Origin of the sequence: Rhizobium sp. SL86 (assembly GCF_026672545.1) — a bacterium.
Classification (GTDB): Bacteria; Pseudomonadota; Alphaproteobacteria; order Rhizobiales; family Rhizobiaceae; genus Neorhizobium.
This window is the reverse complement of record NZ_JAPPRJ010000001.1, coordinates 1,401,283-1,415,179: the sequence shown is the minus strand read 5'-3', so window position 1 is coordinate 1,415,179 and position 13,897 is coordinate 1,401,283. Positions and strand designations below refer to the sequence as shown.

At 61.7% G+C, this 13,897-nt stretch carries 12 protein-coding genes and 1 tRNA gene; 5 read left to right on the top strand and 8 right to left on the bottom strand.

Features of this window, described 5'->3' with window-relative positions; genetic code table 11:
* The first annotated feature begins 51 nt into the window (after positions 1 to 51).
* Together OU993_RS07150 and OU993_RS07145 are read left to right on the top strand one after the other, a co-directional pair.
* Positions 52 to 324, top strand: coding sequence for a hypothetical protein (locus OU993_RS07150; protein WP_268155731.1), 273 nt, complete (start codon positions 52 to 54; stop codon positions 322 to 324).
* Positions 321 to 743, top strand: coding sequence for a type II toxin-antitoxin system VapC family toxin (locus tag OU993_RS07145; protein ID WP_268155729.1), 423 nt, complete (start codon positions 321 to 323; stop codon positions 741 to 743). The genes OU993_RS07150 and OU993_RS07145 overlap by 4 nt, the downstream gene beginning before the upstream one ends.
* A gap of 1 nt (position 744) precedes the next feature.
* On the opposite strand, the gene ccoP is transcribed toward OU993_RS07145, so the two are convergent.
* The 4 genes from ccoP to ccoN are packed head-to-tail and all read right to left on the bottom strand — an operon-like array spanning position 745 to position 4,139.
* A complete protein-coding gene (ccoP, locus tag OU993_RS07140) occupies positions 745 to 1,608 on the bottom strand; it encodes a cytochrome-c oxidase, cbb3-type subunit III (protein ID WP_268155727.1) in 864 nt (287 codons plus the stop codon).
* A 2-nt stretch (positions 1,609 to 1,610) separates the two neighbouring features.
* A complete protein-coding gene (locus OU993_RS07135; RefSeq protein ID WP_165216298.1) occupies positions 1,611 to 1,763 on the bottom strand; it encodes a cbb3-type cytochrome c oxidase subunit 3 in 153 nt (50 codons plus the stop codon).
* A 12-nt stretch (positions 1,764 to 1,775) separates the two neighbouring features.
* Positions 1,776 to 2,507, bottom strand: coding sequence for a cytochrome-c oxidase, cbb3-type subunit II (ccoO, locus tag OU993_RS07130; RefSeq protein WP_268155726.1), 732 nt, complete (start codon positions 2,505 to 2,507; stop codon positions 1,776 to 1,778).
* 12 nt (positions 2,508 to 2,519) lie between these two features.
* Positions 2,520 to 4,139, bottom strand: a complete 1,620-nt coding sequence (ccoN, locus tag OU993_RS07125) for a cytochrome-c oxidase, cbb3-type subunit I (protein WP_268155724.1) — start codon at positions 4,137 to 4,139, stop codon at positions 2,520 to 2,522.
* 258 nt (positions 4,140 to 4,397) lie between these two features.
* Here ccoN and OU993_RS07120 point away from each other — a divergent pair, with 258 nt between their 5' ends.
* A complete protein-coding gene (locus tag OU993_RS07120) occupies positions 4,398 to 5,939 on the top strand; it encodes a putative bifunctional diguanylate cyclase/phosphodiesterase (protein WP_268155722.1) in 1,542 nt (513 codons plus the stop codon).
* 36 nt (positions 5,940 to 5,975) lie between these two features.
* On the opposite strand, the gene OU993_RS07115 is transcribed toward OU993_RS07120, so the two are convergent.
* From OU993_RS07115 to OU993_RS07100, 4 genes are all read right to left on the bottom strand, one after another.
* Positions 5,976 to 6,052, bottom strand: a tRNA-Pro gene (locus OU993_RS07115).
* A 122-nt stretch (positions 6,053 to 6,174) separates the two neighbouring features.
* Positions 6,175 to 7,491, bottom strand: a complete 1,317-nt coding sequence (locus OU993_RS07110; protein ID WP_268155721.1) for a UDP-glucose dehydrogenase family protein — start codon at positions 7,489 to 7,491, stop codon at positions 6,175 to 6,177.
* 182 nt (positions 7,492 to 7,673) lie between these two features.
* Positions 7,674 to 9,041, bottom strand: coding sequence for a sigma-54-dependent transcriptional regulator (locus tag OU993_RS07105; RefSeq protein WP_268155720.1), 1,368 nt, complete (start codon positions 9,039 to 9,041; stop codon positions 7,674 to 7,676).
* Positions 9,038 to 10,915, bottom strand: a complete 1,878-nt coding sequence (locus tag OU993_RS07100; RefSeq protein WP_442792882.1) for an ATP-binding protein — start codon at positions 10,913 to 10,915, stop codon at positions 9,038 to 9,040. The genes OU993_RS07105 and OU993_RS07100 overlap by 4 nt, the downstream gene beginning before the upstream one ends.
* Before the next feature lie 207 nt (positions 10,916 to 11,122).
* Between OU993_RS07100 and OU993_RS07095 the strand changes: the two genes are divergently transcribed.
* Positions 11,123 to 12,454, top strand: coding sequence for a dicarboxylate/amino acid:cation symporter (locus OU993_RS07095; RefSeq protein WP_268155717.1), 1,332 nt, complete (start codon positions 11,123 to 11,125; stop codon positions 12,452 to 12,454).
* A 289-nt stretch (positions 12,455 to 12,743) separates the two neighbouring features.
* Positions 12,744 to 13,895, top strand: coding sequence for a fumarylacetoacetate hydrolase family protein (locus OU993_RS07090; protein ID WP_268155716.1), 1,152 nt, complete (start codon positions 12,744 to 12,746; stop codon positions 13,893 to 13,895).
* Positions 13,896 to 13,897: the final 2 nt, after the last annotated feature.

The following is a 13,897-nucleotide window of genomic DNA, read 5'->3' as shown; positions in this document are numbered from 1 at the left end:
ATGGCAAGGCCCGGCATTCTCGCGTATATTGGTTGCAACAGGAGACGGTCCATGGGCAAGCACAGACTGGAAATCGAATTGACGGATGACCTTCTGTCGCGCATCGACAGCGTGTCGGCCCGCACAAACCATTCCCGCATGGATGTGGTGGTCGAGACACTGCGGGAGCACCTGCCGGCGACGAGTGGCGAGGATAACGCGGAAGCGTGGCAAAATCGCAAGGACAGAATTCGGGCGCTGTTGCAAGACGCCTCGCGTCATTCGTCCGGACTGTCAGGTGATGAGGTGCTCAGGGAAATACGAGAGTTTCGTGGCAACGAATGAGTAAGGCGCGCCACAGGATCTACGTCGATACAAACATTCTGATTTATGCCGTTGACGGAGACCCGCACTATCGCGCGATGGCGCAGGATTTGCTCGACAGTGTGGAGCCTGAAACAGAGTTGGTATCAAGCGAACTGGCGCTCGGCGAATGTCTTCGAGGCGCACTGCGGCGAGGCAACCACGACAGCGCTGACGTCTATCGACAACTGCTTTTCGACAAAGAGTTCATCACGCTTGCCCCCGTCACGCTGTCTCTGATCGAGCGCGCCGCCGAATTGGGCGCCGAACTCAACATGAAGCTTATCGATTCCCTGCATGTGGCGACCGCCGAGTTCTGCGGCTGCCATCTCTTCATGACAAACGACCGGGGCATTCGCGCCCCGGCCGGTCTTTTGCTGCAGTATCTGTCGGAGGCGTGATTTATTCGCCGCCGCCGAGAGAGTGGATGTAGACGGCCAGTTCCTTGACGGTGGTGTCGCCGAGGCGCACCTGCCAACCCGGCATCACGCCGTGCTTCGGCTGGCGGATCTGCTGAGCGATCTCTGCTTCGTCCTTCACCTTCAGCCAGATGGCATCGGCCAGATTGGGGGCGCCGAACTCGCGGTTACCCTTGGCATCCTCGCCGTGGCAGGACGCACAGTTGTCGATGAACAACTGCTTGCCGGGCTCGACCATGGCGGTATCGCGCGGCTTGCCGGTCAGGCTGACGACATAGGCTGCAACCTGCCGGATTTCCTCGGGCTTCAGGATGTCGGCGAAGGCCGGCATTTCGGAGATCCGGGTGTCCGCATCGTCGGCATACCGGATACCGTGGGCAATCGTCTGGTGAATGGCCTCGGCGCTACCGCCCCACAGCCAGTCGTCGTCGTTGAGGTTGGGATAACCCGCCCCGCCGGCGGCACCGGAACCGTGGCATTGGACACAGTTGACCTTGAAGGCTGCGGCACCGGCCGCGGTGGCAAACTGGGTCATCTGCGGGTCGGCGAGGATCTGGTCGAGGGACGAGTTTGCGATCTTGTCGCGCACGCCGGCCTGCGCCGCCTTGGCGCTCACCATTTCTGCCGCCAGTTCGCTGCGGCTGGAATAACCCAGAACCCCCTTCGTTGCATCCGTCAGCATCGGCCAGGCCGGATAGATGACGGTATAGACAAGCGCCCAGATGATGGTGGCGTAGAAGGTCCAGAGCCACCAGCGGGGCAGCGGATTGTTCAGTTCGCGGATCCCGTCCCAATCATGGCCTGTGGTTTCGACGCCGCTGATGTCATCAATATGTTTGTCCGCCATGATCAATCCTCCTTCAGAGGGATTTTTGCGGCCTCGTTCGCCGAGGTGCTCGCGCCGGGAAGCAAGGTGAAGATCACCACGCCGACGAAAAACAGGGTCATTGCCAGAAGGCCCCAGCTGTCGGCGAAGTGACGCATTGCGGTATAGACTTCCATCACCAGACCTCCTCAGCGATAACCGGTGGCATCGTCATAGGTCGTGAAATCGACCAGCGTGCCGAGCATCTGCAGATAGGCGACGAGCGCGTCCATCTCGGTGAGTTTCGCCGGATCGCCGTCGAAATCGCCGATCTTTGCCTTCGGATAGCGGGCGAGAAGCGCCGAGGTATCGGCGTTCGGGTCCGCCTGGGCGGAAAGATCCGCCTTGGCGTTCTGCAGCATCTCTTCCGTGTACGGCACGCCGACAAGGCTGTTGGCCTTGAGGTCCATCGTGACGTCCGTCACCTGGAGCGGCGTTTCCTTCAGGAAGGCGTAGCTCGGCATCACCGATTCCGGCACCACATCGCGCGGGCGGATGAGGTGCTGCACGTGCCATTCGTTGGAATAACGATCACCGACACGGGCGAGATCCGGCCCGGTCCGCTTCGAACCCCACTGGAAGGGATGGTCGTACATGCTCTCGGCCGCCAGGCTGTAGTGGCCATAACGCTCCACTTCATCCCGGAACGGGCGGATCATCTGGCTGTGGCAGACATAGCAGCCTTCGCGGATGTAGATGTTGCGGCCGGCAAGCTCCAGCGGTGAATAGGGCCGCATGCCTTCCACCTTCTCGATGGTGTTATCGAGGTAGAAGAGCGGCGCGATTTCGACGATACCGCCGATCGAGACCACGAGCAGCGAGCCGACGAGAAGCAGGGTCGCGTTGCGCTCGATGAACTGGTGTTTCTCCATAATGGACATGGGATCCACTCCTTATTCGGCGGGCTGGAGACCGGCAGGAACGACGCCGGGAAGCGATTCCTCCCGCTCGTAGCCGAGGATGGTCATGGTGATGTTGAAGGCCATGATGAGTGCACCAACCAGGTACATGGCACCACCAACGGCGCGCAGCACATAGTAGGGGAACATGGCTCCGACGGTTTCGGCGAACGAGTAGACCAGGAAGCCCTGATCGTCATATTCGCGCCACATCAGGCCCTGCTGGACGCCGGCGACCCACATGACGGCGGCGTAGACGACGATGCCGAGCGTGGCGAGCCAGAAGTGCCAGTTGACCATGGCGAGGCTGTAGAGGCGGTTGCGGTTCCACAGCTTCGGAACGAGGAAGTAGACCGCGCCGAAGGAGATCATGCCGACCCAACCGAGCGCACCTGAGTGAACGTGACCGATGGTCCAGTCCGTGTAGTGGCTGAGCGAGTTGACGGCCTTCACCGACATCATCGGGCCTTCGAAGGTCGACATGCCGTAGAAGGCGATCGCAATCACCATCATGCGGATGATCGGGTCTGTGCGGATCTTGTCCCAGGCGCCGGACAGCGTCATCAGGCCGTTGATCATGCCGCCCCAGGAGGGCATCCACAGCATGATCGAGAACACCATGCCGAGAGTCTGTGCCCAGTCCGGCAGGGCCGTATAGTGCAGGTGGTGCGGGCCGGCCCAGATATACATGAAGATCAGGGCCCAGAAGTGGATGATCGACAGGCGGTAGGAATAGACCGGGCGGCCTGCCTGCTTGGGCACGAAATAATACATCATGCCGAGGAAACCTGCCGTCAGGAAGAAGCCGACGGCATTGTGGCCGTACCACCATTGCGTCAGCGCGTCCTGCACGCCGGCAAAGGCTGAATAGCTCTTGACGCCTAGGAAGGAGACCGGGATAGACAGGTTGTTGACCACGTGCAGCATGGCGATCGTGACGATGAAGGCCAGGTAGAACCAGTTCGCCACGTAGATATGCGGTTCCTTGCGCATCAGGATGGTGCCAAGGAAGGCCACGAGATAGGCGACCCAGACGATGGTCAGCCAGAGGTCGACATACCATTCCGGCTCGGCATATTCCTTGCCCTGGGTAATGCCCAGCAGATAGCCGGTTGCGGCCATGACGATGAAGAGCTGGTAACCCCAGAAAACGAACCAGCCGAGCCCGTCACCACCGAAGAGGCGCGCGCGCGACGTGCGCTGCACCACATAGAACGACGTACAGAGCAGCGCATTCCCCCCGAATGCGAAGATGACGGCGGAGGTGTGCAGCGGGCGCATGCGTCCGAAGTTGAACCACGGACCGAAATTCAGGTCCGGGAAGGCAAGCTGCAAGGCGACGACCACGCCAACCAGGAAGCCGACGCATCCCCAGAAGGTGGTGGCGATTGCGCCGTATTTGACGACCTCGTCGAAATAACCGGACCGGTCGGGCGCGGCCTGGCCGGCCGGCGCGAACTTGACCCGACGCAACATGACGATCGTAGCCGCCGTCAGCGTGAAGAAAAGCACCCACATATGGGCTGAAAACAGATGATCGTGGGCGAAGCCGGCACCCAGAAGCGCCAGGAACGCCCCCACGGTCAGCGCCACGATCGGAACGGTGTTGTTCATTGGAACATCCCCCAAAGGCGAACAGTCACGGGTTATCGTCAGGTTTCCCCGACATACCCCTCCGCTTGAACTCATCTCACCCGCAGGGCGAGCAGGCCTTGATCTGAATCAAGCTGATAGGACTGGCTTAATGAGGGGGTGCTCATAAATCCTCGGTTCCTTATCGGTTTTTTAAAGCGGATAGGGAAACATGAGCCCTTGCGGAAATGCCCATCCGCATCGCGGCCATGACGGCCACCAGTCGATTGGCCGGTCACTATGAACATCTATGCCAGGAAAGCTGTTTGGCAGGCGTGGCTGCTGGGCGCGGTGGGTGTTGCAGCCTTTGCCGTCTTCGTGCATTTCGATGCCTACGAGTTGCTTCTGACCTTCCTGCAGGAGCATGAGGATTATGAACTCGACGAAGTCCTGCTCGCGCTGGATATCTTTGGCCTCCTCAGTCTGATCTATGGCATCCTGCGTCTCTGGGATTTTCGTCAGGAGAAGACGCGGCGCCAGAAGGCGGAATCGCAGGTCGACTGGATGGCGCTGCACGATCATCTGACCGGGCTGCAGAATCGCCATAGCCTGGAACGCCGGCTTCGCCAGTGGGAAGAGGCCCCCAACTCGACGCGCAAATTCTCGGTCCTGATGATCGATCTCGACGGATTCAAGCGCATCAACGATCTCGTCGGGCATCATGCCGGCGATGTTGTGCTGACGACCATTGCCGCGCGGCTGCGCGAGCACGTGGCGGACGACAACCTTTTCCGCATGGGAGGTGACGAATTTGTGGCCGTCATCGACACGCCAAGCCTCGCGCTCCCGGTCGCCACGGCCCTCCTCCAATCGCTGAACCGCCCGGTCCCCTTCCACGACACGACACTCGATGTCGGCGCCAGTATCGGCGTTGCAACTGCGCCCACCGATGGCGCCACGGGTGCGGAATGTCTGCGGGCGGCGGATGCGGCGATGTATGCGGCAAAATCGGCCGGACGCGGCAAGGTCCAGGTCTTCGACGCCGCCATCCGCGAGCGGGCGCAGCGGCGTGATCTCGCAGAGCGCAATCTCCGCCATGCCGTCGCCTATGGCGGCATCAGACCCTTCTATCAGCCGATCATAGACCTGCATTCCGGCAAGATCAGCGGTTTCGAGGCGCTTGCCCGCTGGCAGATGGAGGACGGAAGTTTCATTTCACCCGTCGATTTTATTCCTTTGGCCGAAGAAAGTGGCCTGATGACCAAACTGACGGATCTGTTGCTGCGACAGGCCTGCAGGGACGCGGCCGGCTGGCCCGCTGATACGCGCCTTTCTTTCAATATCTCGCCCATACAGCTGAAGGACAGGATGCTCGGTCTTCGTATCCTCGCAATTCTGATGGAGACCGGGTTCGATCCGCGCAGGCTTGAGATCGAGATCACCGAAACCGCGCTGATCCAGGATCTGGAGACGGCGGCATCGGTCCTCAGCGAATTGCGCACTGCGGGAATTTCGGTCGCTCTCGATGATTTCGGCACCGGTTATTCCAACCTGGCGCAGCTTTCCAACTTCAGCTTCGACAAGATCAAGATCGATCGAAGCTTCGTGACGTCGTTCCAGGATCAGCAGAAGCAGGAAAAGATCGTCAGGGCCATCGTTGGCCTCGGGATCGGCCTCGAGGTGCCGACGACTGCCGAAGGGATAGAAACCGAAGACCAGCTTTCGAGCCTCTCCAGCATGGGCTGCACCTACGGCCAGGGTTTTCTTTTCGGCAAGGCAATCCCGGCCGACGAAGCGCTGCGGATGTTCGACGCAACGATTGCCGTGCCTCTGAGGGCATAATCAAGCAGATTTCGGGGATTTTCGGGAGTTTTAAACTGGTCGGAGTGGAGTGATTCGAACACTCGACCCCCACGTCCCGAACGTGGTGCGCTACCAGACTGCGCTACACTCCGTGACCAGTGGCGCCCATATAGACGACAGATTTTTATTGCACAAGCTCTCTGTGACGTTTTTTTTGAAAGTCTGGTGACAACGAAGCAGCCGAAGGCGATGGCTGCTTCGTGTCTTGTGTGGATTATTCCGCAGCGACCTGACGTCCGACCCCGAAATAGCTCACGCCGTGGCGGGTCACTTCCTCGGCGGGATAGACGTTGCGCAGGTCGACCATCACCGGCTGGGCCATGATCTGTTTCAGGCGGCGGAAGTCGAGCGCGCGAAACGCATCCCATTCCGTCACCAGCACCAGCGCATCGGCACCTTCGGCGATCTTGTAGGGATCCGTGCCGAACTCGACGCCCGAGAGCATGCCGCGGGCAATCTCCATGCCTTCCGGGTCATAGGCATGGATCTTTGCACCGTGATCCTGCAGCGCCTGGATGATCGAGATCGACGGCGCGTCGCGCATGTCGTCGGTGTTCGGCTTGAAGGTGAGGCCGAGGATGGCAATCTTCTTGTCGCGCACATTGCCGTCGCAGGCGGCCATCACCTTGCGGGCCATGGCGCGCTTGCGTGTATCATTGACCGCCACCGTCGTTTCGATGAGGCGCACCGGGCTGTCGTGATCCTGCGCGGTCTTGACCAGCGCCATGGTGTCCTTCGGGAAACACGAACCGCCATAGCCCGGGCCGGCATGCAGGAACTTGTCGCCGATGCGTTTGTCCATGCCGATGCCCTTGGCGACCTTCTGCACGTCGGCGCCGACCTTTTCACAGAGATCCGCCATCTCGTTGATGAAGGTGATCTTCATCGCGAGAAACGCATTGCCGGCATATTTGATGAGTTCCGAGGTGCGGCGGTCGCAGAAGAACAGCGGCGCGGAATTGAGATAAAGCGGCCGGTAGACCTCGCGCATCACCTCGGTGGCGCGCTCGTCCTCCGAACCGATGACGATACGGTCCGGGCGCTTGAAGTCGGAGATGGCCGCTCCTTCGCGCAGGAATTCCGGGTTGGAGACGACGGCAAAATCGGCGTCCGGCCGCTCGGTGCGGATGATCCGCTCCACCTCGTCGCCGGTGCCAACCGGAACCGTCGACTTGGTGACGATGACGGTAAAACCCTTCATCGCATGGGCGATCTCTTTTGCTGCGGCATAAACGAAGGAGAGATCCGCATGGCCATCGCCGCGGCGCGACGGCGTGCCGACCGCGATGAAGACCACGTCGGCATCGGCAACGGCTGCAGCCAGATCCGTGGTGAAGGTGAGGCGGCCCGCCTTGACGTTCGACTTCACCAGTTCATCGAGGCCCGGCTCGTAGATCGGGATCACGCCGTTGCGCAGCGCCTCGACCTTTTCCGCGACATTGTCGACACAGGTCACCTCATGGCCGAAATCGGCAAAACAAACGCCGGAGACCAGACCCACATAGCCGGCACCAATCATCGTGATACGCATCTATTTCTCTCTTGCATGACCCGGCAGAACAGCGGGTGAAGGATCAGCTACAGGACAAGCCATATAGGCACGACACGGCGCTTTCAAATGGCGACCGCCGATTTCTGCCGGACCGCTGGCGCGGTCCATCCTAGACAAGGATATGTGACAGACGGATATCAACGGTGTGGCGGAGCAATTCCCTAACCGTCGCCACGCGTGGAAAAGGCGCCGCGCACGATGCCGTGCCGCTGCAGCTTGTCGTAGAACGTCTTGCGCGGAATGCCGAGCGCCTCGATGGTTTTGCGCACGTCGCCCTCATGCGCCATCAGCGTCTCGCGGATGATTTTTGCCTCGATCCGCGCGATCCGGTCTGGCAGGGCATCCACCGCCTCAGTCTCTCGTCCGGCAGGAAGCGCGCCGGCACGGTCGGCAACCGGCTCCAGGCCGAGCACGAAACGCTCTGCAAAATGCGTCAGTTCGCGCACGTTGCCCGGCCAGTCATGGTCTGCGAGGTGGCGGGACACTGCCGAGGAAAGCTGCGGCACCTCGCGGGCAAAGCGGCGGGCGGCGCGTTGGGTGAAATGGCGGAAAAGAAGCGGAATGTCGTCCCGACGCTCGCGCAAAGGCGGGATCGACAGCGTCACTACGTTTAGCCGGTAATAGAGATCCTCGCGGAAATCGCCCCGCTGCGCCGGATCGCCGAGATCGACTTTTGCGGCCGCCACGACCCTGAGATCGACCGGACGGATCTCGTTCGTGCCGAGCGGCGTCACCTCGCGCATCTCCAGCACGCGCAGCATATGCACCTGCGTGCCGGGTGGCATGCTTTCGATTTCATCGAGGAACAGGGTGCCGCCACTGGAATGTTCGATGCGTCCGACGCGCCGCTTCTGTGCTCCGGTAAAGGCGCCGGCTTCGTGGCCAAAAAGTTCACTCTCCATGATCTGTTCGGGCAGCGCGCCGCAGTTTAACGCGACGAAATTGCCTTTCGTGCGGCGGCTCCAGCGATGCAGCAGGCTCGCCACCACCTCCTTGCCGGTGCCGGTCTCGCCGGTCAGCAGCACGTCGACATCGGTATCGGCAATCTGCCGCAAGGTTCGCCGCAGTCGCTCCATCACCGGCGTCTGGCCGATCAGCGGCAGATCGCCGTCCTCGGTCTCGGCCGCCTGGCGAAGCGCCCGGTTTTCCAGCACCAGCGCCCTTTTTTCGGCGGCACGTTGCACGCACTGAACCAGTCGATCGGCGGCAAACGGCTTGGCGATAAAATCATAGGCCCCGTCCTGGATCGCTTTTACCGCCATGGGAATGTCGCCATGTCCCGTGATCAGGATCACCGGCAGCTGCGGATCGATCGTCCGGACGCGGTCGAAGAGTTCGAGGCCGTCGATGCGTGGCATCAGGACATCCGAGACGATGATGCCCGGAAAATCGGCGTGGATATTGGCGAGGGCCTCGATCGGTGATTCGAAGGCGGACACGGCAAAACCGGCGAGTTCGAGCGTCTGGCTTGTGGCGCGCAGCAGTGCACGATCATCGTCGATCAGGATGACGGGAGAGGGGCAGGTCATGGGTTGGCTCGCTTGAGCGTGACGGAAAAACGCGTGCCTGTCGGGCGGCTTTCGACGCCGATATGCCCGCCGTAGTCGCTGATGATATCCTTGGCGATGACGAGACCCAATCCAAGGCCCGCCTCCTTGGATGTGTTGAAGGGCGTGAACAGCTGCCGCAGCACCTCCGGCGCGATGCCGGGGCCGTTATCCTGCACGACAACAGTGACCGTTCCCGCGGCCTCCTCGACAAACGCCCGCACCTGACCGCCCGGCAGCGTTTCGATCGCCTCCAGCGCGTTCTGCAACAGGTTGATCATCACCTGCTCCAGCCGCAGACGATTGCCGAGCACCAGGAGAGACGGGTTCGGCAGATCAAGGACAAGCGCCTCGAGCCGGCCGGCAAACCGGCTCTTCAGCAGCATCACGGCGCCGGTCAGCACATCCCGGACCGGAACGGGTTCCGGTGCAGAACGGCCCTTGCGGGCAAGTGCCTTCAGATCCTGGGTGATGGTGCCGATCCGCTCCGTCAGTTCGGCGATCTCTGTCAGGTTGCTGGAAGCCGGTTCCAGCTGCTGGCGGTCGAGATAGGTCCTCGCATTGTCGGCATAGGCGCGGATCGTTGCAACGGGCTGGTTGATCTCGTGCGCGACGCCGGCGGCCACCTGCCCGAGGATCGCCAGGCGATTGGCCTGCACCAGTTCCTGCTGCACGCCCTGCAAGCGTGCCTCCGTTGCGCGGTGATCGGCAATTTCCGCCTCCAGCCTGTCTCTGGCCTGCCGAAGAGCGAGCGTGCGGGCCTCGACCCGCTGTTCCAGTTCCAGGCGGGCTGCCTGCTCGGTCGCAATCCGCGCCAGCACCTGCTGGCGCCGGCGAATGAGAAAGGCAACGAGCCCCAGAAAGGGCGCGAGCAGCAGCAGGGCCGCCATCTGCGCCTGGCGGATGGCAGCATTCAGCGCCGGCTCGACCGGCAGCAGGAAGTGGAGCGACCAGGGCGTCGACGGGACCGGCAGGCCGACCTCGACAAATCCCTCGCGGGTACCGCCCGGAAGTGCTGTCTCCACACGGCGGGCATTCTCGCTGAGTGGGGCGCCAGAGAGAATGGGCAACGGCAGCAGCATCTCCTCGCCGAACTGGCGGCTTGATCTTACCCGGCTCAGGACCTCCGGAGAGGCGGTGCCGAGCGACATGAACCGCCACGACGGAATGCTGGTGATCAGCACCACGCCGTTATCGTCTGCCACAAAGGTCGGCCGCAGCGCATCGCGCCAGTCACTCTCCAACTGGTCGAATTCCGTCTTGACCACCACGACGCCGAGCGGCCTGCCGGCGGCATCATCGACGCGGTGGGAGATGTAGAGCCCGGGCCTGCCGCTGACACTGCCGAGTGCGAAATGTTCAGCCCGGCCCTTGTCGATCGCCCCGGAAAAATAGGCCCGGAAGGCATAATCGCTGCCGACGAAACTCGACGGTTCCCGCCAGTTGCTGGCGGCAATCGACAGGCCCTTCACGTCGATGACGTAAAGGACGGAGGCCGATGTGCCGGCAACAAGATCCTCCAGCTTGCGGTTCAGCGCCGCGATCCGGGCGCTATCTGGCGCCTTCAACGCCTCTTCCACCTCCCGGTCACGAGACAGGATGAGAGGCAGCGAGCGCGGACGCTCCAGCACGGCGCGCAACAGGGCCACCTTCAGGCCCGCATCGGCTCGCCCCTGCCGTTCGAGGCTCTCAAGTGCCGTGCGGGTGGCGATCTGCTGGGCGAGCAGAAGCGACCCGGCAGCCAGCAGAAGGCTGGTGCAGGCAAACAGGACCCAGGCACGGGCGCTGTTGGTGCCCCACGCAAGAAGGCGTTTGCGGCTGGCGGAGGGGAAGCGTGTCATCGGATGATTGTGCATGAATCCGCCAGCTCTGTAAACGGAAAGTGCGAAAATCCGCACAAATCAGAGAGCGGCGTCCGATGGATTTCTAGAAATATAGCGTGATTACAGATAGATAGATGTTGTCCCTTGGTCTGGCACGGCATTTGCGAAGCAAGCTGCATCATCAAAGACCGCCCCGGGAGAACCGTTGAGACGGTGGGGGCGCGCTGGAGGATCAGACACATGGATTTGCATCTTGATGCCGCCACGCCGCGCGGCAAAATTCCGCTGTATCGACAGCTCTACGTCCAGGTGCTGGTGGCGATTGCCGCCGGTATCCTGCTCGGTCATTTCTATCCCGAATTCGGCGCCTCGCTGAAGCCACTGGGTGACGCCTTCATCCGTCTCGTCAAGATGATCATCGCCCCGGTGATCTTCCTGACGGTCGCAACCGGCATTGCCGGCATGTCTGACCTGAAGAAGGTCGGTCGTGTGGCCGGCAAGGCGATGATCTACTTCCTCGCCTTCTCGACGCTGGCGCTGATCGTTGGACTGATTGTCGCCAACGTCGTCCAGCCCGGTGCCGGCATGCACATCGATCCGGCCTCGCTCGACGCGAAAGCCGTCTCGACCTATGCCACCAAGGCCCACGAGACCTCGATCACCGGTTTCCTGATGAACATCATTCCGACGACCATCGTCGGAGCCTTCGCCGAAGGCGATATTCTGCAGGTGCTGTTCTTCTCCGTGCTGTTCGGCATTTCGCTCGCCATGGTCGGCGATCGCGGCAAGCCGGTCACCGATTTCCTCAATGCCGTCACCGCGCCGATTTTCAAGCTGGTCGCCATCCTGATGAAGGCTGCGCCGATCGGCGCCTTCGGCGCCATGGCATTTACCATCGGCAAATACGGCATCGGCTCGATCGCCAACCTGGCGATGCTCATCGGCACCTTCTACCTCACCTCGCTGCTCTTCGTCTTCGTGGTGCTCGGTGCCGTCGCCCGTTACAATGGCTTCTCGATCGTGGCGCTCATCCGCTACATCAAGGAAGAGCTTCTGCTGGTCCTCGGCACGTCCTCCTCGGAAGCGGCTCTGCCCGGTCTGATGCAGAAGATGGAACGTGCCGGCTGCAAGCGTTCGGTTGTCGGTCTCGTCATCCCGACGGGTTATTCGTTCAACCTGGACGGCACCAACATCTACATGACACTTGCTGCCCTGTTCATTGCCCAGGCAACGGATATCCAGTTGTCGCTTGCTGATCAGATCCTGCTGCTTTTGGTGGCCATGCTGAGCTCCAAGGGTGCGGCCGGCATCACCGGTGCCGGTTTCATCACGCTGGCGGCGACGCTCTCCGTCGTTCCGGCGGTTCCGGTTGCCGGCATGGCGCTGATCCTCGGCATCGACCGCTTCATGTCGGAATGCCGGGCATTGACCAACTTCGTCGGCAATGCGGTGGCCACCATCGTCGTTGCACGCTGGGAAAACGAACTGGACCAGACGAAGCTGGCGGAAGCGCTGGCGGGCCACCTGCCGGCAGAACCGACTGCCCCGGCCGTCTTGCAACCGGCGGAATAAGTTTCCTCCCAAGGAAAGAGACCGCAACGTCTCAAGAAGATGGGCCGCCCGAGACGATGTCCGTGGCGGCCCACTCTCACAAACCCGCTCTCACAAACCCGCCGTCGATCCGGCGGGTTTTCTGTTTCGGGACCGCGTTATCCCCTCCTGCTGGCCGGACGCGATCCAGTACGGCGACCAAACGTCGGAGCCGGCGGTTGACCGGGAACCGGTTTTCATCCGCAATCTTTCGTATAAAACAACGGGCGGCAGGCGGAAGCGGTCTGCCAACGCAGATTGGGAGAGAGACATGCGGATTGAACACAGCCTGAGACCGGTGGACCTGTTGCCAAAGGAGGAGGCCTGCCTGGTCGGGCGCGTCTGGTCACGCAGCGCCGAAGGCCCATGCCTGGTCACGGTGCGGGGGGAGCGCCTGTATGACCTGACATCCTTCGGCCCGACCATGTCGCTGCTGTTGGAGCGCGACGATCTTCTGGAGGTGGTCAACAGCAGTTCGCTTGCCGATCTCGGTCCGCTTGCGGACTATCTGGACGGCAGTGCCGGAGAACTTCTGGCACCCATCGATCTGCAGGCGGTGAAGGCTGCAGGCGTGACCTTTGCCGACAGCATGCTTGAACGCGTGATCGAGGAACAGGCGCGTGGTGATGCGTCGCGTGCGCAGGATATCCGCGCGCGGCTGGCGCCGGTCATCGGCGACAATCTGCGCGGTCTGGTGGCCGGATCGCAGAAGGCCGCCGAGGTGAAGGCGCTGCTGCAGGAGATGGGCCTCTGGTCGCAATATCTCGAGGTGGGCATCGGCCCCGACGCCGAGATATTCACCAAGGCACAAGTCATGTCGGCGGTTGGTTGCGGGGCGAAGGTCGGCATCCACCCGATCTCGCAGTGGAACAATCCGGAGCCGGAGGTCGTCCTCGTCCTGCGCGCCGACGGCACGATCATCGGTGCGACGCTCGGCAATGACGTGAACCTGCGCGACGTGGAAGGCCGCTCGGCGCTGTTGCTCGGCAAGGCGAAGGACAACAATGCGTCCTGTGCGATCGGCCCGTTCATCCGTCTTTTTGATGCTGCGTTCACCCTCTCGCACGTGGAAGAACTCAAGGTCTCGCTGCTGGTCGAGGGCACGGATGGTTTCACGATGAGCGGCGAAAGCCATATGGCGGCGATCAGCCGCAAACCGGCAGACCTTGCCGGGCAGCTTCGCAATCGCAATCATCAGTATCCGGACGGTGCGGTTCTTTTTCTCGGCACCATGTTTGCGCCGGTCAAGGACAGGCGGGCGCCCGGCCAGGGGTTCACGCACGAGATCGGCGACCGGGTGGAGATCTCGACGCCGAGCCTCGGTCGCCTCGTCAACTGGGTGGACCGCAGCGATGCCTGCCCCGAATGGACATTCGGAACCGGCGCGCTGATGAAGAATCTCGCGCAGCGCCGGCTGTTCTGACG